The organism is Saprospiraceae bacterium (assembly GCA_016709995.1).
Lineage (GTDB): Bacteria > Bacteroidota > Bacteroidia > Chitinophagales > Saprospiraceae > JADJLQ01.
This window is the reverse complement of record JADJLQ010000001.1, coordinates 220,001-241,558: the sequence shown is the minus strand read 5'-3', so window position 1 is coordinate 241,558 and position 21,558 is coordinate 220,001. Positions and strand designations below refer to the sequence as shown.

Below are 21,558 nucleotides of genomic sequence, written 5' to 3'. Positions count from 1 at the left end.
CCAGGAGGATTCAATAGTGTGTGTAATTTATTTGCCAAGATAGCCACAGTCAAGACAGGTAGATTCAACCTCCTGATCAAAAAGGAATTTCTATATAATAAATCTTATTAGGCTTTTTAGTAAGGGTACTGGACCTGAGCCATGGGTTGAGCACTTTTAGCATTCGATAGGTAGTCCCGTGTTGTCTTGCCCATGCTCCCAGGTCAGGAATCGAACTATTTACTTCTATTGATTTGGTTTTTATATCACTGTATCGATCTTTGGTATCAATAAAAAATCCATAATCGTCAGGATGTTCGATAATGTCTTTCATAGCCAACAATCTAAATATGTACCTGGAAGACTCATCATTGATGTTGAGGTCATAATATGAATCTTCTCCTTGTCTCGAAAGTTCTTTATTCAAGTTGCCTTCACCGGCATTATAGGCTGCTGCAGCCAGGGTCCAGGATCCAAACCGTTGTTTGTACCGCAACAAATGCTGGCAGGCGGCTATAGTGGCCTTTTCAAAATGATATCGTTCATCAACTTCTTCATCGATTTGCAATTTATAAGAGTCTGCTACAGGTTTCATAAACTGCCAAATACCTTTTGCACCAGCTGGCGAAGTCTCATTTCTCAAGGAAGTTTCGATCACAGGGATATATTTAAAATCCAGAGGGATCCTGAATTCAGCGAGCGTTTTTTCAATAATAGGAAAATACCGTTGAGCCGTTTTAATACAAAGTACTGTATTTGAATGCCAGTATGTATTGACCAACAGCTCTCTATCCAATCGCTCCCGGACATCGATATTTTGTATAGGCACAGATTCTCCTGCGAATGTATATTTATCCCTAATCGGGACTGAATGAATGTTTTGAGGCACGACCGTCGCTACCGGAGCCGCCTTTAGTTTTGACGATTCATTTGGTGTAACATATGATATAAAGAGCAACATACTCAATATACCTGCCATAAAATAAGAAAACCTTGACATCCATATATTCATAACAACAAAATTTTAAGAGTTAGATGGCACTATTATATTCAATCATCGTGCCCAAAATGTCCAAATTTACCCTTATTGAGACTTGCATTCAACCTTTGAACAAAGTTTAACCGTATTTGACGATTTGAGAACAATTATAATCGTCTTGAAAGAATAATTCGATTTCAGACCACCCTGGGTCTTTTAAATATAGGCACTGTGCTACATGGCTCTCCATACATCAGGCTTTGTACGAGGGGTTGTAGTTTGTTGGCAATAGCCAGGTAAGCTGATGCAGGCAGTTCATCATCACTGCATCCCTTTATGACCACTCGCTTTCCTTCCATATCAGACCAGTCCCTGGAGCTTATTTGATGAAGCAATAGGGACTCATACACTTGTTCAATTCTTCCAAAATAAATTCCAGAGGTAAATGGTGTAGCATAAATAGCCACTAACATATAAGCCCACATCGGGATAATGGCTTCTGAGCTACAAAATACAGCTAATGTTTTTCCTTTAAACTCCGACCAATCAATATTTTTGAGTGATTCCCGGAAGTCTTTTTCCTTCACAATCAAGCCTTTAAATAAAAACGGTTGCAGATCAAATGGCAGGATAGATCCTTTTTGAACCAACTGATCCAAGGCCACAGTTTGAAGCTCGCTTTCCGCGACTCTATTGACTAATATGGTATCTGATTCTGCCATTGATTAATGTTCTGGTGCTATTTCTGCGTCGAGGTCCGTGATCATACGCTCGATCGGGATCTCTTCGCCAACTTCGTTAAATCCACCTTCAAACTCTTTGATGGTAGGTAATTGATCAATGCTTTTAAGACCAAAATAGTTCATAAATTTTTCGCTGGTCACATACAATATTGGTTTACCTGGGCCTTCACCTCTCCCTTCAATGGATATTAATTCCTTTTCAAGTAGCTTTTGAATAGTGTGATCACAGTTTACACCCCGGATTCGTTCAATCTCTGGCTTTGATACAGGCTGTTTGTATGCGATAATGGCTAGAGTCTCCAGAGCGGTGCGACTGAGTCTTTTTTGATTCATTTGATTCAAAAAAGTCTTCACTATCGGATGGTAAGCACCTTTGGTCATAAATTGATATCCATCTGCTATCTCCATCAACTCAAAAGCATAATCTTCCTGCAAATACTTCGATTTAATAGCATCCAGAGATTCTAAAACCAAAGCGCGTTCGACCTTTTCTTTATGATAAGATTCAAGACAAGCCACGATATCATCTAACCCCAATGGCTCAGAAGAAACAAATATCAGGCTCTCGATTTGCAATTCAAATAATTCCACTTCAGTCGGTTTTTTAAAGCGCCAAAATTAACCCAGTTTTTTCAGTTATCCTCATATTACTCTCCTTTGAAACGCAAAAGCGCTATCCGGCTCGTAGAATTACGTGCCGCCTGATCTACAATAATTGACTAACAATCAATATTTTGCAGTTCATATGGATGTATTAGCGATAGATGTAGGCAATTCTGATGTGGTGCTTGGACTTTGGGGTAAGGGCCAAACTATACCAAAAACGATGAGAATGAATACCTTAAGCATTGTTGAAAACCCTAATGCATTCCTTGAATTGCTTTCCCTGGTACACGAAAAGTGGGGGCCTTCGGACTCAGTCAGGCTTGTCATGAGTAGCGTGGTACCTATGGCGACCAAGCCTATCCTCCAATATTTAAATCAATTTTTTAACACTTCAGTCAAATTCCTGGATCAGTCCCAATATCATAAACTTCCCCTGACCATACTAAAACCCGATGAAATAGGTACAGATCTAGTGGCAAATGCCCTGGCCGCACATTCGATGTACCATACTGATTCTATTATCGTGGACTTTGGTACCGCCATGAGTTTTACTACGATAGACAAAACCGGTAAAATCATTGGCGTTAGTATAGCTCCTGGCTTATATACTGCCGTAAGGGCACTTACTTCCAATGCAGCTCAATTGTCTGATGTCCAGCTTCACATGCCCAGCTCCGCCCTGGGTCAAAATACGGAGCACGCGATCCAATCAGGTATCATGTTTGGATACGATGGTTTGGTTAGAGGGATTATCTCCGCTCAGGAAAAAGAATTAAACCTGAGGTTAAATGTGGTCGCTACCGGCGGGCTTAGTGCGCTGATACATACTTTAAGCGATAGAGTCGACGATTATCAGCCTCATCTTACTTTAGAAGGATTGCGCCTGGCAGAATCTTTGATTTAAACCTATCCTCCTACAAATTATCCTGTGGGTCAAATCGGTTCTTACGATATGGCAGTTTCAGGAAATTAAATGTACCTGGATTGGCAAATAAGTTGAAGGCATAAGTGCCGCGATCCGGCTGAAAGCTAAATGTCATCTGCCAACAATGGAGCGATCGGGTAAATCCAAAGTCAGGATACGAAATGTTTTTTCTCTTAAAATCGTAACCGATATTGCCTACGCTGATCGCCCAGTTTTTGGTCAACTGGACAGATCCTTGTGTATTGATCGAATTGGCCAGGACTCCAAATTTTTCTTCACCAGTCACTGGATTTCGGTCTATGCCAAAGGACAAGTTGTGATTAAAATAAAATCCTTTAAACATCTGCCAGAATGTCTCAGGGTTTTCCCGTTTCTTTTTTGGTGTGTTTTCAGTGTCTTCTTCAGGGGCAGGATCTTTTTCTTCAGGCTTTTGCCCTTTCAATTTTGCGATTAGATCTTTTATATCCTGAATGCTAAAATTTGACCCCAGATTGACGCTATAATTGCTCAACCGGGCCAGGCCTTGTCCCGATTTTGCCAATAACTCATTGATCCTACGGCCAGTATCATCTTTTTTATAAAAATCAAATGACATATTCACGTTGAGCGTGGTCAAACCACCAAGAAATCTGGTTGCTCCACTAACAGACATTGGAGTCCATTTAAACGAGTCAGCAGCAAAATTGTAAAACCCTGACATATAGATATTGTCAAATAATTTAAACTTCTTTTCAGTGGAGTCTTTTTTGTCCAGGTATTTGGCTTCAAATATATTAGTCAGATTATACCCTATACCCAATTGTTTCCCCTGTGGTTGAATATCATTGTAAGTCATCCCTTCAAATATAGAATAGGCCTGCCTTCCATTTCGGGTATCGTAATACTTGGTATACTGATCATTTGAAGGGGTGTAATTGAGCGACACTGAAGGTCTCATTGTATGCCGAATACCTCTGATAAAGCCTTTTTTAAATTTCATGGTCCCATAGATTGAGGTATTGAGGCTGATGCCTGCATCAAACAAATGTGCCGCCTTAAAACCATTGAGCGTATCCCTTTTAAGCGTGTCCAGGCTACCGTTGACATTGGTAATTTCCTGGTTTTTAAGATTCCAGATCTCTCTAAAATTAACTGATGGTGACAAATTAAAATATTTCATCACCCTAAAATTCACATCAGAGGACGCTACATGTCTGACCCCAAACGATGAAGCCAGGTTATTTAAAGTACTTGGATTAAAAAAGGTAGTATCAGTAGCTCTCACCATGGATTGCACACTTGAGTTATAATTAAAAGAGACTCTTTCATACCACTTCTCGTCGCCACTCTTTAGTTTTCGTTTTAGGGGATATATCCTCTGCATTTGAAGGTTGATATTTGGAAGGTTAAGGATCACTGATTTGTCGCGCGTATTTTGAGAATGACTCATGGATGCTGAGAGCGAAATTGGTTTCCCTGGAAACTGCATGGTATAATTGACATTACTGGAGTAGCTATTGTTTAGTACCTGGGATGCATTGTTATAGTTTAACTGTTGATATCCATTCGTTTGAAAATTGACCGAGGCAGAAAAGTTTCTGTAGGGATTGGATTGAGATGCCTGTCGATGACTCCACCGGATATTGTAAGATTTTTCGTTTTGTAAGGCTGCTGATTCGCCGGATTCATATTTCCTGTCAGAATACCCAAAGTCAAAATTGCCACTGAACTTATATCTCTTAGAGTAGTTGGATCCCAATTTTATTCCCCAACTACCCCTGGTATAAATATCAAACTGAGTACTCAAATCAAAATGAGGCCCCAAAGGAGTATAAAACCCAATATCCCTCAATCCAAAACCCAGCGAAGGTGAGTACTCATAATCACTTGGAATGATCAACCCTGCACTCCTCTTATTAGAGATCGGAAAAAACCCAAAGGGCAACCAAATAGGTGTAGGTACTCCCATGATCTCAAGATTAGAAGGACCCACGATGACCATTTTATCCTTTACAAATTTTTGCTTGGTACTTCTGATCCCAAAATGCGGATGTTCAGCATTACAAGTCGTCAGGATGGCATTTTTGTTAAAGATGATGTCTTTTTGTGTAGTATCAACCGGATCCCCTCCGATGAATTTAGTTTTAGTACCCCGGATGAATACATCCGTGTAATGGCTGACTATTTCATCTATGATGCCTTTGCGCGTCTTGAAGTTGTACCGCATTTTTACGGCATCAAACTCCTGGTCACCATCCGAAAAATGGGGCAACCCGATCCTTTTTCCGTTAGTATCTAAGACTCCTTCCGCATAAGCTATATTCTCATTCATATCCAACCTGATCATAGCCGCAGTCAGGGTATAAGATTGATAGGTCACCTTGGCATTACCAAATAAATAAAACATTTTTTGCTGAGCATCAAGATAGGAACTGTCATCACTGGAGTATTCTACTTCGGCATCCGGTGCATCAGGAGAAATCAAAATATCAAGGCTATCGCGGACACCTATAGAATCTTTTTTATTACTCGCAGTATCTGCCAATACAATAGCACTTCTACCTCTAGTTTGGCTGTAGACCTGAAGGACAGTTAAAAAAAAATAAATGACTATAATGAAAACTCTCAATCCATCGGATTAAACGGTGAAACGGGCTTTTTTGTCTCCAACTTAACGCAAGATTAATTTAGATGTTAAAACAACTGCAAAAATAGAACTTTGTAGTCAGACATTAGCGACACAAAATCCTCCCCACTCTGTCCAGAAACTAATATCTTTGCCCCTTTATGTCAAAAGAAACCAGAATCGCTCTCCTGGCTATTGTCTCGGTAGCTATATTGATTATTGGCTACAAATTTATTATCGGTAAAAGTATATTGTCCAAACGACAATTTTTTTATGTGAAATACAAGGACATTGATCAGCTTCAGGTATCGAACCCCGTCATGATCAATGGATATCAAGTAGGTTCGGTCAATAAAATATACCTCGATCCGGCGGACAATACTACACCCATTGTTGTATTGGAAGTGAATAGTAATATCAAAGTGCCAAAGGAAGCCAAAGCAGTATTGACCAGTTTGGGATTGATGGGAGGTAAGGCTGTTCAACTTCAATTTACTGAAAAATGCACCACTAACTGCGCCAAAAGCGGAGATTATCTGATCGCAGATGCCAAAAGCCTCATCAGTAATTTTATTGGCGAGGGAGAATTGGAAGGTTATATGGGTACTCTAAAAAACACGGCCTCCCAACTTTTTGATAGCATCACCGGAGAGTCGGGAAAAAAAGAAATAAAACAAAGTGTTGCAAACCTCGAGATGACCCTCCAAAATTTGGCTCACGCCACTACTACACTCAATAGCTTGTTATCTCGCAATACTTCCAAATTGGACAAAATGATTACCAACATGGAAAGTGTGATTGGTAATATCCAAAATTCTAATCACGAGATTTCAAACATATTAAAAAATGCTGATTCTATCGGTACTCAGGTACGTGATGCTAATCTCTCTAAGACTATAGGTGAATTTAATGAAACTCTTCAGGAAGGCAAAAAATCTATACAAGGCCTTCAGCATACTTTAAAATCTGCAGATGAATCTTTGATATCTGTCAATGCGCTCATCAAAAAAGCTCAGGAAGGGGATGGTACAGCTGCTAAAATCTTGAATGATCCCGCTTTGTATCAAAACCTGTCTAATACCTCACGCCAACTAGAGCTCTTTTTGCAGGACCTTAGGCTTAATCCTAAGCGCTATGTCAATGTATCTGTGTTTGGTAAAAAACAGAAAGAATACACTCCAGCTGAAAATGATCCGGCTATGGTGTCAGATACTTTAAAATAAATCCTATTGAGGTAAAAATTGGATTGCTCTTTTCACTGATGGATTGAGAGCAGTGCCTTCTACTTGTGTAGATACTTCTATAAAAAACTCAGACTTAGTCTTATTTAACCATTTAGCCAGCTTTGAAACTTGCCGATGTACCACAGACTTGTTGCCTAACTTGTCCATACTGGAATATTGAGGTTTAATAGGCAGATTAAAATCTATTATTTTTTCACTATTGGCCTTTAACTCCACAGAATCCTCCAGATGAATCGAGCCCCAGGTGTAATCATTTGTACGCTGATCTTTACCCCTTCCTCTATGATAGGTCTCTATAAGTTTTACCTCCAGTTTTTTAAGGACTTGACTTGATTTGGTATGTAATCTCAGGCTACCACTGATTACAGTTGTAGCCGTATTAAAAGTGTCTGGCACATCCAGGTCTACTTTCAACCCTTCAATTCCAAAAAAAAGTTTGACTTTTCCCAGCATGTTCTACTAATTGAATATTTTTTTTGCAAGCCAACCTTCATGCAATGGTTTCAAAAAATGGTAGCGCAATTCTCTTTTGGAGGCGATTGTAGTATCACCATACATCGCATTTTTGTTAAGCATTCCATTTGATATCATATGCTTAATAGCTGGCAAATCTTCGAATTTCATTGTCTCACCCTGTAAGATGCCGATTTTGGTCTTGACTAACAAAGAAATCCTATAATCTGCCTCTAGCTTTTGGATGAACCTCAATAGTTTATCGATAGAACATCCACTCGCACCATATTTGGATTCATCCAGGCTGATGATCAGGTAATTATCTTGCCACCACTCTGCGCTAGCTTCCAGCGTAGCACTATGGCTGGTCCATTCTGAAATGAACACTTTTAACTCTTTCTTCATTTGGATCAAGGTATCCTCAGAGATATCTCCTACTATCGAAAACATCCAAATTCTGGCGTCATCCGGCAATTGATTAAAATCTATCCACATAATATGGACAAAATTAGCCTTTATTTTGCTCAAGTATCATTTCAGCCAGGTCATACACCATGACTTGGCCTTGTTTTTCTTGTTGCTTTATTCCATCCGTCATCATGGTCAGGCAAAATGGACAGTTGGTCACTATTCGGTTGACTCCTAGACCCAAAGCCTCTTCTACTCTTTCTTGATTGATCCTTTTTGCGCCGGGCTCATCCTCTTTAAACATTTGAGCGCCTCCTGCACCACAGCAAAGTCCATTCTCTTTATTTCGTTTCATTTCTTTGACATCCACATTCAACCTCTTTAAAGCTTGTCGCGGATCTTCATAGATGCCATTGACCCGACCTAAATAACAAGAGTCATGCATCGTGGCGGTTATCTCTTCATCAGACTTTATGATCAACCTTCCTGTTTTTAGCAATTCATGGATGAAAGTGGTATGGTGCACTACTTCGTAGTTTCCTCCAAGAGCAGGGTATTCATTTTTTAAAGTATTAAAGCAATGAGGGCATGTAGTGACGATTTTATTGATTTTGTACTGGTTTAAAATGCCTATATTTTGCAGAGCCAACATCTGAAAAACAAATTCATTGCCGGACCTCCTGGCAGGGTCACCACTGCATTTTTCTTCATCACCAAGTACTGCAAATTTTACTTGCGCCATATCCATGATCTTGGCAAATGCCTGAGTCACTTTCTGTGCCCTGCTATCAAAGGCACCAGCACAACCTACCCAAAATAAAACCTCAAAAATATCTCCTGTATTAGTATACTCCGCTACAGTCTTTACTTTTTCCATATGCATTAATTTTGATTGGCCCAGTCTGTTCTACTTTGACTCATTGGCCACACACACCCATTATTTTCCAGGCTATTAAACATGGCTGTCCAACTGGCGGGGCCTTTAGATTGACTCAGGATTTCATTGCGCCGAAGCTCAAGGATTGGCTCCATGGGGTTGATGAGTACAGGGCATGCCTCTACACAGGCCTGACAGGTAGTGCATGCATGCAATTCTTCAGCTGATATGTATGAAAATAGAGATTTGCCATCCTCATAGCCAGGTATAACATGGCTGCCATGATCGAGGTTTTTACCTATCTCCTGCATTCTATCTCTAATGTCCATCATGATTTTTCTGGGGGAAAGTTTTTTGCCGGTGATGTTTGCTGGACAAACCATGGTACATCTGCCACATTCAGTACAGCTATAGGCACCAAGTAGTATTCTTTGAGATAAGTCAAACACATCTTTGGCCCCGAATTCATCCAGTCCCGGGTCAGAGATCGCCGCTGGCTGAGTGCTTTCGACTGCCAACCCCAACATAGATTTAACTTCATTCATGATTACTGGCATATTCTCCATCTCCCCCCTGGGATTGATTTTAGAATAATATACATTTATGAAAGCCAAAAATATGTGCAAGTGCTTGGAAAATGGCAGATAATTCAGGAATCCGAGTACGACCAAATAGTGAAGCCACCAGCCTCCCCTTTCAAGTATATGCAAAGAAGAAATAGACATACCTCCGAACAGAGCAGGTCCGATATATCGACTGATTAAAAAATGACCGGCCTGGCCATTCATATCCGGTGATATTTGAGCCAGTACTCGCTCGGCCCCGTTCATACTCATAATGCCTATGATCAATAACAACTCACCGATGAGTATAAGATTGGCATCTCTTTTTGGCCATCCGACCATCTCAGGCTTTTCAAACCTGTCCACTTTCTGTACATTTCTTCTCCACAAAAAAACCAGGGTAGCGACTAAAGCCAAAAAAGACAATACTTCAATGAAGGATATTAAAAAGGTATAAAAATTACCCAAAGGAGAAGCAAAGATCCGATGTCGGTGTAATAACCCATCCAAAACTATTTCTATCAATTCCAATTGAGTCAAAAGAAAAGCCGCATAAATAAAAAAATGCAATACTGCCGGTTTCCACATCTTAAACATTTTCTTTTGCCCAAAAGCGATGAGCACTACCTTCTTCCACCGGTCTAGTGCATTACCATCAACTTTTTCAGGCTTTCCCAGTTTAATATTTCTGTACAGCTTTTTATAGTTTATATAGGCCAGGCTGAATCCGGCAAAAGAGATGATTATAAAAAGGATGACAGACCACATAAGCGTTAAAAATTCTACCTTGCATAAAATTACAAATCAAACGACTGACTTCTATGAAAATTTTGAACGAAAGTCAAATTCGACAAAAGATCAGGCGGCTCGCCATCGAAATCTTAGAAAAGAATTCAGATTCGAAATCGATCATTCTTGCCGGTATCAACAATAAAGGCTACGCATTCGCAGAGCTTATCAAAACCGAAATCAAAGCTTTTTCAGCTATCCCGGTTATAATCACCCGGATCAAGCTGAATCCAGCAGATCCACTTTCTCAGGAGGTGACCATCGAAACACCTTTTGAACAATTAGACAAAAAAAATATTATCATTGTTGACGATGTCGCCAATACAGGACGAACCTTGTATTTTGCGATGAAGCCATTATTCAAAATTTTACCTAAAAAAATTGAAGTAGCAGTATTGGTTGACAGGATGCACAAATCTTTCCCGATCCATGTAGACTATGTAGGATTGTCCTTATCCACTACCATGGAAGAAAATATTGAAGTAAATCTCAGCGAAAGTGAGTGGTCTGTAGATTTGAACTGATTAAACCCTTGTTTTTAATATTTCCCAGGTATGGTCGGCCATCAATCTTACGGTAGCCATGTATTCAAATGGGTTTTTCCGCCCCCATTCGTGAGGCGCCACCAATGAAAGGACCCAACTGCTGTCTGTTTTTCGACTATAGAGATGATAAATATGATTTATGACGGGATCAAAGCCAACGGCAGCTTGATAGATTTGCTCAGAGATTTTGACCCGAGACTGGATGGTTTTACTTTGTTCTATCAGATGTTCTATCTGGGATCTGATTTGGTCTAGCTGGATGTCTGTCTGTTGATACATGGCTTTCATCGCCAGGCCTTTGACTTTCCCCATTTCTTCGGGTTTGACCAGAGCTGAACCGGCATGGTGGGCGTATGCTAAAGTGCCAGGATCAGCAGCTACTAGCTTTTTATCGATTGGATTGACAAAATCTTCTTCCATCTAAAAACAAAATTTATTCAAATAGGGTACCTGTCGCCGTGGGGGGGACTATACCCAAATGCCGGTAAGCTTTTGTAGTGGCCTCTCTGCCTCTTGGCGTCCTTTGGAGAAAACCTTCCATAATCAAAAACGGTTCATATACCTCTTCTATAGTGCCTGGTTCTTCTCCAGTGGCGGTCGCAATAGTGGTCAAACCGACCGGCCCGCCTTTGAACTTGGTAATAATGGTACTTAATATTCTTTTATCCATCTCATCCAGGCCATAATCATCTATATTCAAGGCATGCAAGGCAATCCTGGCTATTTCAATGGATATAGTTCCATCTCCTTTGACCATGGCAAAATCTCGAACTCTCCGGAGCAATGCGTTTGCTATCCGGGGTGTTCCCCGGCTTCTGCGGGCGATTTCAGTTGCACCTTCTTCTGTGATGGATATTTCAAGGATGTTGGCAGATCTTCGTACGATACCTATTAATGTCTGTACATCGTAATAATCAAGATGGCAGTTGATACCAAATCTGGCCCTTAAAGGGGAAGTCAATAATCCCATACGGGTGGTTGCCCCTACCAGGGTGAATGGATTCAGATTGATCTGGACACTCCTGGCGTTTGGACCTGAGTCTATCATTATGTCTATCCTATAATCTTCCATCGCACTATACAGGTACTCTTCGACCACATTATTGAGCCGATGTATTTCGTCTATAAAAAGTACATCTCCGGTGCTGAGATTAGTCAAAAGTCCGGCTAAATCGCCCGGCCTCTCGATCACCGGGCCAGAGGTGATTTTGAGATTGGCTGATAATTCGTTAGCAACGATATTAGCCAGGGTAGTTTTGCCTAATCCTGGCGGTCCATGCAGTAATACATGGTCTAATGCTTCACCGCGCATTTTGGCGGCTTGTATAAATACTTTTAAATTGTCGACGATCTTACGCTGACCACTAAACTCCTCCAATGCAGCAGGCCTCAAAGTCTTTTCTATGACTTTATCATCAGAGGTTTCTGGTTGATTGAGTGAATCAGGTATCCGTTCTAACATTCAAATTATTTAAGCGCCCATACTGATTTAAAATTGGACAATCGAGATATTCTCGCGGTGCAGGCTGATTCTTCTTTCAAAGGATATTCACAGACCAATTCCCCAAAACAATCAAACAACAATCCATATACATTGCCATAAAGCACGTAGTACGGTTTATTCTCCTGGTATCCCCTACTAACAGAATTTGCCTTATTCCTGATAATGGCTTTATTCAACCATCCTACACTAAGTGGAGCATCTGTATCAGAACAAACAGGCTTGAAAAAGACCTGCCCTTGTTTTTCTCCAGGTTTTATCTGGGTGATGCAGCTTATTTCTACTGGCTCAGCGGCGGTAAGGCAAGCGGTGACGACATCCTTCATTTTCTTATAACTAATCTTTACTAATTGACCTTCGCTAAATAAAAACTCTTTATCTGACAATTCTACCGGAATAAGTCTGGTACCATCCTTTAGTTCCAGTAGAAAACGACAGGCATCCAATCCTGTATAATCCCGCACAGTAGCCTCTTCAGCACATTCACCAGTGTTTTTTGAATCTTGTATCGATTTTGGAGAACCACAAGTGGTTAATATTAGGATACCGAAAGCCAAGGACAGAAATTGCTTCATTACATATTTAATTTTGATTTTAAACCTTCATCGATAGCATCCAAAAATTCCTCGGTATAAAGATAGTGCGTACCATGCGATACTTTATTGCCATGGATACAGACTGCCAGATCCTTTGTCATTTTCCCGCTTTCGACGGTTTCGATACACACTTGCTCAAGTTTTTGACAAAAATCTATCAGCTCCTGGTTACCATCCTTTTTCCCTCTAAACTCCAATCCGCGGGTCCAGGCAAAAATCGATGCTATGGGATTGGTACTGGTAGGCCTTCCTGCCTGATATTCCCGGTAGTGACGGGTCACAGTGCCATGAGCAGCTTCTGCTTCCATGGTCTCCCCATCAGGCGTGACAAGCACACTGGTCATCAATCCAAGAGATCCAAACCCCTGTGCCACCTGGTCACTTTGCACATCACCATCATAATTCTTGCATGCCCACACAAAATTACCATTCCATTTAAGTGCAGAGGCTACCATATCATCTATCAGTCGATGTTCGTAGATGAGATTTGAAGCCTCCATATCAGCTTTAAATTCCAAATCATATACCTCTTGAAATATATCTTTGAACCGGCCATCGTATTTTTTAAGTATGGTATTTTTGGTAGAAAGATATAAAGGCCATTTTTTTTGAAGAGACATTCTAAAACATGCCCTTGCAAAACCTCTGATGCTTTCATCCGTATTGTACATCGCCAGTGCGACGCCGTCACCTTTAAATTGATAGACCTCATGCGTAATACCGGCACTACCATCTTCAGGAGTAAAGGTGATGGTGAGTTTACCTTTGCCTTTGGTCACAAAGTCAGTAGCTTTATACTGATCGCCAAAAGCATGCCTGCCTACTACGATCGGCGCAGTCCAGTTGGAGACAATTCGAGGCACATTTTTCATAACGATTGGTTCTCTAAACACGGTACCGTCTAATATATTTCTTATAGTACCATTGGGGCTCTTCCACATTTGCTTGAGGTGAAACTCTTCTACTCTGGCTTCATCTGGAGTAATGGTCGCACACTTGATGCCTACTCCATATTTTTTAATAGCATTTGCTGCGTCTATAGTCACTTGATCATTGGTCTGATCCCGATATTCCACTCCAAGATCATAGTATTCGATAGGCACATCCAGATAAGGCAGGATAAGCTTCTCTTTTATAAACTTCCAAATAATCCTGGTCATTTCATCACCATCCATTTCGACCACAGGATTGGCCACCCTTATTTTTTGCATACTCAGAATAAATTATGTGTTTGAATAATTAAATTTTAACTGTAAAAATACCATTCTTTAGGCTTTGTCAGATAGCTTGACTGATATAATCTTATGTACTTGGATAGGTCTACCTGCCTGGGGAAGTAAAAATGGGTCCATAAGAAGGCTAAATCTTATAAAAACCATAAGATTCTAACTAGGGCTTATTAATTTTACAGGATATGTTGCTCTTAATATCCCCGGCTAAAAAATTAGATTTTAAGCCTATTCCCTTATCCATTCACACGGACATTCGATTCCAATCTGAAACTGCCGAATTGGTAACCCTAATGAGAAAGAAATCCAGCCTGGATCTTATCAAATTGATGGACATTAGTAAAGCATTGGCCGATCTCAATGTAAAGCGATTTAAATCATTTGATCTCACCATGCCGGAGTCATTATCTAAGCAGGCCGTTATGTAGGGCTGAAAGCGGAGGATTTTAACAAAGGTGACCTCGATTTTAGTCAAAAACACTTGCGCATTTTATCAGGTTTATATGGATTACTTCGTCCCCTAGATCTTATCCAGGAATACAGATTAGAGATGGGCTGTGGATTGAAAGTCGGCAAGTCAAAAAATTTATACGAATACTGGGGAGAAAAATTAACTGACAAAATCAATCAGGATATGAAAGAGTCCAAAGACAAAATACTAGTAAACCTTGCTTCAGAAGAATATTATTTAGCAGTAAAAGAAAAAATGCTGAATCATCCTGTTTTGCACATTAGATTCGAAGAAAAAAGAGCTGGAAAATACCAGGTCATCTCATTCAGTGCCAAAAAAGCCAGAGGCTATATGGCAAGGTATATCATAAAAAATCGAATCAAAAAATCAGAAGATTTAAAGTCTTTTGACCTCGAAAAATATAGTTTCGAACCTTTGCGATCTGAAAAAAATTTATTGACTTTCGTTCGTTAGATTAACCGAAAAAACAAATCGCATGAAGTATATCAAATTAATGCTCCCCTTTTTATTGACATTGGCCTGGAGTGTCTTTTTAAATAATCCAATAGTGACTGCTGATGAGACTTTACCGGCTTTAGGTCCTTTTCTGAGCCCATTCACAGGATTTTGGCACAATGCCTATTTAGATGATGTCAAGTTTGGTAAAATCAATAACCAATTTGTAAAAAACGAAGCAACCGTATATTGGGATGACAGATTGGTTCCTCACATCTTCGCTCAAGGCGAAGCAGAAGCTTTTTATGTTTCAGGTTATAGCATAGCATCACAAAGACTTTGGCAGATGGACATGCTTTCAAGGTCAGCCTCTGGCAGACTAGCGGAGGTGCTTGGAGGAGAAAGATTGATTCAAAGAGATATCACTCAGCGCAGGTTAGGCATGATGTTTGGAGCGGAGAATTCTTTAAAAGGTTGGCAAAAAGATTCATTAAACTATGCATTGCTGAAAGCATATTGCGCTGGAGTCAATGATTATATCCACAATTTATCACCCAGAGATTATCCTGTCGAATACAAATTGATGGGATTTAAACCCGAATCCTGGACACCTTTGAAATCGGCTTCAATAGTCAAATATATGGCACAATCTTTATGCAGCCGCGAAGCTGATTTGGAATCTACCAATACCAGAAATTTATTGGGTGATAGTCTCTTCAATTTTTTATATCCTCCTTATTTCAAAGAGCAGAGTCCAGTTATTCCTGCAGATACTAAATGGAGTTTTGCACCTTTAACAAAAGACACAGTCACAGCTAATCAATTTACAGAATTACGATATCTGTACCAAAGGGAAAACGAAGTGCCCCCTCCCGGGCAAGGCAGTAATAATTGGGCAGTATCAGGAGAGAAAACACAGTCCGGCTTTCCTATTCTTTGTAATGATCCTCATTTAAGATTGACATTACCCTCCATATGGTTCGAAAATCATATTAATACCCCTACCATCGATGCTTACGGGGTATCTGTACCTGGGATACCATTCATTTTGATTGGTTTTAATAAAAATGTCGCTTGGGGCGAAACAAATGTTGGACAAGATGTCGCCGACTGGTATCAGATTAATTGGACCGATTCCTCTCACCAGTCGTACTTAATTGATGGTGAAGTCAGAAAAGTGACAACCAAAATAGAAGAAATCAGGTTAAAAAACAAAGCCTCTATCTTCGATACTGTGAGATACACTGATTGGGGACCAGTCGTGACTGAAAAAATAAATGATGCCCACCATGGACTAGCTTATCATTGGATTGCTCATGAAATTCCTGACAAATTTGAAAGTGCTACCTTCTTAAATCTCATGAAAGCAAAAAATTATGATGACTATTACAATGCACTCAAAAACTATTCAAATCCAGCCCAAAATTTCGTTTTTGCATCCAACGGTGGTGATATAGCCCTCACTGTAAATGGAAATCTTCCAATAAAAAGGATCGGCCAGGGACTTTTTGTTCAGGATGGAGCTACTTCAGCTAATGCCTGGCATGGTTTTATCCCGTACGAGCATTTGCCAAGAGTAAAAAACCCACCAAGAGGTTTTGTATCTAGTGCCAATCAGCATAGTACAGATCCTTCTTACCCCTATTATTATAATGGTGACTTTGAAAACTACAGAGGCCGCATCATTAATAATGCCCTATCAGGTAAGAACAATTTGACTCCAATAGATATGATGCAGCTTCAGAATAGCACTTTTAGTTTAAAAGCTCAAGAAACGCTGCCCTTATTATTATCCTTGTTGGATAATACCACTTTGACTTCTGAACAAAGTGAAGCAGTTAAGGTCCTTCGCGATTGGGATTTTTCATATGACTCCGCTTCAATTGGGGCATTAATTTTTCATACATGGTTCAGATCCTTTTACAAAATGACTTTAGATGAACTGTATTCCTCTAAAGATTCCTCAAATCTATTATATCCTGAAAGTTTCATCATCCATAACTTATTGGATCCTGTTAATTCAAAACACAAAATATTTGATGTAATGTCCACCCCTCAAACAGAGACTGCAAAGGATATTGCCAATACCTCCTTCTTATTCACTCTTAATGAACTCAAGTTTAACTCAAAGACAGCTCAGTCTTGGGGAAAATATTTAAACACCAAAATCCCACATATGGCCAATCTTCCTGGATTTTCATCAGAAATTCTTCTTACAGGAGGTACCAGCGATGTTTTGAACGCCATTTCAAATGGTTCTGGCCCATCTTGGAGAATGATCGTCGAATTATCAAAGGATTCGCCTAAAGCACACGTGATCTTTCCAGGTGGCCAAAGCGGCCATCCCGGATCGAAGTATTATGCAAATATGATAAATGACTGGAAAACTGGTAGTTATCAAACTGCCAAATTCATGGGTAGATCTTCGATCGAAGGTAATTCAAGAGTCCAATCTTTTTAAAAAACATTCAAAATGACTAAAACAAATCTCTCAAACATACTAGTAGTAATAGGCTATGTGGTAGCTTGTATACTCTTTCAAACCATCTTACCCTGGTATATTATTATCATTTGTGCTTTAGTATCAGCTTATTTTATCACTGCAAAACCCTTGCAAAAGATTAGCCTCTTTTTTCTTTTAGGGTTTATTATTTGGGGTATATCTGCATATTATATCGATCACCAATCATCGTCTAGGTTATCTTCTCGTATAGGCGTTTTGTTTGGCGACCAAAAACCCGCAGTTTTGATTGGAATTTCAGGCTTGATAGCAGCCATATCTTCAGCATTTGGAGCATGGTGTGGCACTAGCTTAAGTACATTCGTTCGAGGCAAATAATAGGGAGTCCGTCGAAAAAAACACTTCCACTTCCAAAAACTTTGCTATAATCAGGAATTAATACCAATTTTGGAAAAACTCTGGCGCAAATGGATAAAAAAACTATAACCTATTTAAAAGCTGAAAAACGAGTAAAGGAAATGAAGTCTTTCTACAGGTTTCTATTTGTTTATGTTACGATCTGCTGCTTTCTCATGGCAATTAACTTTGTCAGCGATCGCCACGAATTCTGGTCTATTTATCCCGTTTTAGGCTTATCCCTGGCCTTGGCATTTAAATACGCTCGGGTATTCGGCTGGCCAGGCTTTGGCAAAGACTGGGAAGAAAGAAAATTTTATGAAGAAATAGAAAAAATAAGAGAGCGGGAAGAACGTATACAATTTATGTTGAACAGGGAAAAAACTAACTCACCCTCCAGTTCGATCGATGCCCCACGCATAGAGCCTGATTTAGATAAACTCGAATTGAAAGAACTAAGAAAACAATGGAATGACTCAGAATTTGTTTAACTCTACCAAAAAGTTGGGTACAAATCGAGTAATAAAAAATGGCCATACACGTTCATCGGAATTATAATTGTCGTCTTGATTAAAAAGTAAACTATGTATGGCCGACACAAATATATGTATTTGGTTTTCTTAAAGAACATATTTTAAAAAATTTTAAAGTTAAATAATTCAACAAGACTTCTGGTTTCGAGTTAATATTACTGCCTTGGGTACTTTATCTCCTACACAATTGAAATGCATCCAAATATCCGATCCAATCCATGATCAGATAAAGTCCCTTTGAAGGGAATGATATATCATTTTTAAAAGTCTTCTAAATAAAGATCCACCTTACTGATTAAATCAATCACATTTATAATCGTTGTGAAAACACGCGATTGCAGAGCAAGCACCTTGATTGATTTCTTGTTGATCCATCAATTTATTGACTTTTTGAAGACCCAATAGTTGGTTATTGCTGAATTATCAATAGCTGAATTTATTCTATACTTTCTATAGAATTAAAATAAGTGTAGATTCCGGACCATTGTGACCCCCCAATTCCGTTTCAAGCTGACCCCCCTATTCCGGGCAAGCTGACCCCTTATTATTGGTTTTTAGAAGCTCAATAAAAGGCACCCTGCCTGGGAAGACATTCCAGGAATCTTGAAAACTGGGGAATGGCCGTTTCTTGGATCAGGAGACCTGACATTCCGGTACTCCCGAAGGCTCGGGACTGACCCCTTAATTGGGATCAGAAGGCTGACATTCCGGCGTATTCTGACCCCCAAATAGTTTGAGAAAGTTGATTGATTTTAACCTGTCCTTTACCTGCAAAAAACAGGTATGGCAGCAAAATCAATAAAGATGGAACAGTTAAAACAGATACTTCGACTACATCATCAAGGGTATGCAATTAAACGGATAGCAAGAGATCTGGGTATATCTAAGACGACGATCAAAAAATATCTCAGAAGTGAGCATATAGACAAAGATCATAATATGGATGGCTCGATTAAAAGGGTCAATCCTGAGGCTTTGCAGGACGATACTACAGGTTATCTCGGTAATCGATACGGCAAGCTAATTGTTTATTTTAGAGAGGTTGAAAAGAGCTCAAAAAATGTAGGGATTACTCGTCAACAATTATGGCTGGAATACAAAGAAACCCAGCCAGATGGTTATAATTATAGTCAGTACTGTTTTCACTTTGGTGAGTATACCAGGCACAAAGAAGTGGTGATGCATTTGGATCACGATCCTGGTGCGGAAGCTATGGTAGACTTTGCAGGTAAAAAACTTAGTTATGTTGATCTTTCTACAGGAGAAGTCATCAGCTGCCAGGTATTTATTGGCGTATTGCCTTGTAGTGGCTTAATGTTTTGCAAGGCTGTACCAAGTCAAAACACATTTGATTTTAATGATTGTATTAATGCCATGCTGAAGTATTATGGTGGCAGCCCCAAAACGATATTATGCGCTAATTTAAAAACTGCTGTAAGTCGTCCAAGCCGATATGAGCCGGTCTTTACTGAATTATGTTATCAGTTAGGAGAGCATTATAAGTCATGTTTTAGTGCTACTCGTCCTTATAAACCGAGAGACAAGGCGATGGCAGAGCGATGTGTACAAATTGCCTACAATCATATTTATGCACCATTGCGACACAATACTTATTATAGCTTAAAAGAATTGAATGCTGCAATTATAGAATGCTTAGACAAGCTCAATTTAAAAAAATATAAAGGGTCTTCCTATAGTCGAAAAGAATTGTACCTGGAAGTACTGAGAATTCAATACTTACAACCATCAGATCAGAGGCATAATCTCCAATAAATGGCAAAAAAAAAGTCTACTATCGTTAGATAGCAGACTTTTATATTATGCTGGCGACGACCTACTCTCCCAGGAAAAACCAAGTACCATCGGCGCGGAGGGGCTTAACTTCTCTGTTCGGAATGGGAAGAGGTGGTTCACCCTCGCTATAGCCACCAAGAAATATCATTTTGAAAATTGGGTGAGGAAATTAAAATCGAATAATTATAAAAAGGAAGCTTTCGGGCAATTAGTACTACTCAGCTTCATACATTACTGTACTTCCACATATAGCCTATCAACGTAGTAATCTACTACAGCCCTTCATCGAATACTCATCTTAAGGCCGGTTTCGCGCTTAGATGCTTTCAGCGCTTATCCAAACCGAACATAGCTACCCAGCGATGCAGCTGGCGCCACAACTGGTACACTAGAGGTTCGTCCAACTCGGTCCTCTCGTACTAGAGTCAGATCCTTTCAATATTCGTGCGCCCACAACAGATAGGGACCGAACTGTCTTGCGACGTTCTGAACCCAGCTCACGTACCGCTTTAATTGGCGAACAGCCAAACCCTTGGGACCTTCTCCAGCCCCAGGATGCGATGAGCCGACATCGAGGTGCCAAACCTCCCCGTCGATATGAGCTCTTGGGGGAGATCAGCCTGTTATCCCCGGAGTACCTTTTATCCTTTGAGCGATGGCCCACCCATGCAGTGCCACCGGATCACTTTAGCCGTGTTTCCACCCTGTTCGGCCTGTCGGCCTCTCAGTCAAGCACCCTTCTACTAATACGCTCTACGCATGATTACCGTCCATGCTGAGGGCACCTTTGCAAGCCTCCGTTACTTTTTAGGAGGCGACCACCCCAGTCAAACTACCCGCCACACACTGTCCTCCGATTAGATCGGAGTTAGAACCTAAATACAGAAAGGGTGGTATTTCAACAGTGACTCCACCTATACTAGCGTATAGACTTCAAAGTCTCCCACCTATCCTACACATCCCGTATTCAAGCACCATGTGAAGTTATAGTAAAGGTTCACAGGGTCTTTCCGTCCCGTTGCGGGTAACCGGTATCTTCACCGATACTTCAATTTCACCGAGCTCGCGGCTGAGACAGCGTCCAGATCATTACACCATTCGTGCAGGTCGGAACTTACCCGACAAGGAATTTCGCTACCTTAGGACCGTTATAGTTACGGCCGCCGTTTACTGGGGCTTCAGTCAAAGACTTTGGATTGCTCCTAATCCCCTCCCTTAACCTTCCAGCACCGGGCAGGTGTCAGACCCTATACATCATCTTTCGATTTAGCAGAGTCCTGTGTTTTTGTTAAACAGTTGCCTGGACCTCTTCGCTGCGCCCCACATAATTGCAGGGGTCTCTTATTCCGAAGTTACGAGACTAAATTGCCTAGTTCCTTAGCCGCGGATCACTCGAGCGCCTTAGGATACTCTCCTCGACTACCT

19 protein-coding genes, 2 rRNA genes and 1 pseudogene (1 of these 22 running past the window's edge) are annotated in these 21,558 nt (G+C 40.3%); 8 read left to right on the top strand and 14 right to left on the bottom strand.

What is annotated here, in order from left to right:
* Positions 1–76: 76 nt before the first annotated feature.
* From IPJ09_01075 to scpB, 3 genes are all read right to left on the bottom strand, one after another.
* Positions 77–991 carry a lytic transglycosylase domain-containing protein gene (locus IPJ09_01075; GenBank protein MBK7370042.1) on the bottom strand — a complete coding sequence of 305 codons (915 nt, stop codon included), beginning with the start codon at positions 989–991 and terminating at the stop codon, positions 77–79.
* Between the two features lie 164 nt (positions 992–1,155).
* Positions 1,156–1,680 carry a DUF2480 family protein gene (locus IPJ09_01070; protein MBK7370041.1) on the bottom strand — a complete coding sequence of 175 codons (525 nt, stop codon included), beginning with the start codon at positions 1,678–1,680 and terminating at the stop codon, positions 1,156–1,158.
* Positions 1,681–1,683: 3 nt separating this feature from the next.
* A complete protein-coding gene (gene scpB, locus IPJ09_01065; GenBank protein MBK7370040.1) occupies positions 1,684–2,292 on the bottom strand; it encodes an SMC-Scp complex subunit ScpB in 609 nt (202 codons plus the stop codon).
* Positions 2,293–2,446: 154 nt separating this feature from the next.
* Here scpB and IPJ09_01060 point away from each other — a divergent pair, with 154 nt between their 5' ends.
* A complete protein-coding gene (locus tag IPJ09_01060) occupies positions 2,447–3,211 on the top strand; it encodes a type III pantothenate kinase (protein ID MBK7370039.1) in 765 nt (254 codons plus the stop codon).
* Positions 3,212–3,221: 10 nt separating this feature from the next.
* On the opposite strand, the gene IPJ09_01055 is transcribed toward IPJ09_01060, so the two are convergent.
* Positions 3,222–5,840: an LPS-assembly protein LptD gene (locus IPJ09_01055; protein MBK7370038.1), complete on the bottom strand. Its 2,619-nt coding sequence runs from the start codon at positions 5,838–5,840 to the stop codon at positions 3,222–3,224.
* 158 nt (positions 5,841–5,998) lie between these two features.
* Between IPJ09_01055 and IPJ09_01050 the strand changes: the two genes are divergently transcribed.
* Complete coding sequence (locus IPJ09_01050; GenBank protein ID MBK7370037.1) at positions 5,999–7,060, top strand: MCE family protein; 1,062 nt, start codon at positions 5,999–6,001, stop codon at positions 7,058–7,060.
* 3 nt (positions 7,061–7,063) lie between these two features.
* Here the strand turns inward: IPJ09_01050 and IPJ09_01045 are convergent, their stop codons facing one another.
* Genes IPJ09_01045 through IPJ09_01030 form a run of 4 tightly spaced genes read right to left on the bottom strand, consistent with a single transcriptional unit; the run spans position 7,064 to position 10,150 of the window.
* Entirely contained in the window at positions 7,064–7,534 is a 471-nt protein-coding gene (locus tag IPJ09_01045; protein MBK7370036.1) for a sporulation protein, read from the bottom strand.
* A 6-nt stretch (positions 7,535–7,540) separates the two neighbouring features.
* Positions 7,541–8,029, bottom strand: a complete 489-nt coding sequence (locus IPJ09_01040) for a hypothetical protein (protein ID MBK7370035.1) — start codon at positions 8,027–8,029, stop codon at positions 7,541–7,543.
* 13 nt (positions 8,030–8,042) lie between these two features.
* Positions 8,043–8,825, bottom strand: a complete 783-nt coding sequence (locus IPJ09_01035) for a (Fe-S)-binding protein (protein ID MBK7370034.1) — start codon at positions 8,823–8,825, stop codon at positions 8,043–8,045.
* Entirely contained in the window at positions 8,825–10,150 is a 1,326-nt protein-coding gene (locus IPJ09_01030; protein ID MBK7370033.1) for a (Fe-S)-binding protein, read from the bottom strand. Before IPJ09_01030 ends, IPJ09_01035 begins: the two co-directional genes overlap by 1 nt.
* A 53-nt stretch (positions 10,151–10,203) precedes the next feature.
* Here IPJ09_01030 and IPJ09_01025 point away from each other — a divergent pair, with 53 nt between their 5' ends.
* The gene (locus tag IPJ09_01025; GenBank protein MBK7370032.1) at positions 10,204–10,695 is read left to right on the top strand and encodes a phosphoribosyltransferase; all 492 of its coding nucleotides are present in this window, start codon (positions 10,204–10,206) and stop codon (positions 10,693–10,695) included.
* Here IPJ09_01025 and IPJ09_01020 read toward each other — a convergent pair whose 3' ends face one another.
* Genes IPJ09_01020 through IPJ09_01005 form a run of 4 tightly spaced genes read right to left on the bottom strand, consistent with a single transcriptional unit; the run spans position 10,696 to position 14,024 of the window.
* Positions 10,696–11,136: a DUF2452 domain-containing protein gene (locus IPJ09_01020; GenBank protein ID MBK7370031.1), complete on the bottom strand. Its 441-nt coding sequence runs from the start codon at positions 11,134–11,136 to the stop codon at positions 10,696–10,698.
* Positions 11,137–11,149: 13 nt separating this feature from the next.
* On the bottom strand, positions 11,150–12,178 hold the full coding sequence (ruvB, locus tag IPJ09_01015; protein MBK7370030.1) for a Holliday junction branch migration DNA helicase RuvB: 1,029 nt from the start codon (positions 12,176–12,178) through the stop codon (positions 11,150–11,152).
* Between the two features lie 5 nt (positions 12,179–12,183).
* The gene (locus tag IPJ09_01010) at positions 12,184–12,792 is read right to left on the bottom strand and encodes a hypothetical protein (protein MBK7370029.1); all 609 of its coding nucleotides are present in this window, start codon (positions 12,790–12,792) and stop codon (positions 12,184–12,186) included.
* A complete protein-coding gene (locus IPJ09_01005; GenBank protein ID MBK7370028.1) occupies positions 12,792–14,024 on the bottom strand; it encodes an NADP-dependent isocitrate dehydrogenase in 1,233 nt (410 codons plus the stop codon). Before IPJ09_01005 ends, IPJ09_01010 begins: the two co-directional genes overlap by 1 nt.
* A 203-nt stretch (positions 14,025–14,227) precedes the next feature.
* On the opposite strand from IPJ09_01005, the pseudogene yaaA reads away from it, so the two are divergent.
* The 5 genes and pseudogenes from yaaA to IPJ09_00980 all read left to right on the top strand — a co-directional run bounded on the left by yaaA (position 14,228) and on the right by IPJ09_00980 (position 20,112).
* Positions 14,228–14,967: pseudogene (yaaA, locus tag IPJ09_01000) on the top strand (peroxide stress protein YaaA).
* A 22-nt stretch (positions 14,968–14,989) separates the two neighbouring features.
* The gene (locus IPJ09_00995) at positions 14,990–17,410 is read left to right on the top strand and encodes a penicillin acylase family protein (GenBank protein MBK7370027.1); all 2,421 of its coding nucleotides are present in this window, start codon (positions 14,990–14,992) and stop codon (positions 17,408–17,410) included.
* Between the two features lie 12 nt (positions 17,411–17,422).
* Positions 17,423–17,788: a hypothetical protein gene (locus IPJ09_00990; protein MBK7370026.1), complete on the top strand. Its 366-nt coding sequence runs from the start codon at positions 17,423–17,425 to the stop codon at positions 17,786–17,788.
* 89 nt (positions 17,789–17,877) lie between these two features.
* Positions 17,878–18,297 carry a 2TM domain-containing protein gene (locus IPJ09_00985; protein MBK7370025.1) on the top strand — a complete coding sequence of 140 codons (420 nt, stop codon included), beginning with the start codon at positions 17,878–17,880 and terminating at the stop codon, positions 18,295–18,297.
* Between the two features lie 846 nt (positions 18,298–19,143).
* The gene (locus IPJ09_00980; GenBank protein ID MBK7370024.1) at positions 19,144–20,112 is read left to right on the top strand and encodes an IS21 family transposase; all 969 of its coding nucleotides are present in this window, start codon (positions 19,144–19,146) and stop codon (positions 20,110–20,112) included.
* Positions 20,113–20,160: 48 nt separating this feature from the next.
* Here IPJ09_00980 and rrf read toward each other — a convergent pair.
* Both rrf and IPJ09_00970 read right to left on the bottom strand, forming a co-directional pair.
* Positions 20,161–20,272 (bottom strand): 5S ribosomal RNA (gene rrf / locus IPJ09_00975).
* Between the two features lie 49 nt (positions 20,273–20,321).
* Positions 20,322–21,558, bottom strand: a 23S ribosomal RNA gene (locus IPJ09_00970); it runs 1,664 nt beyond the window's last position.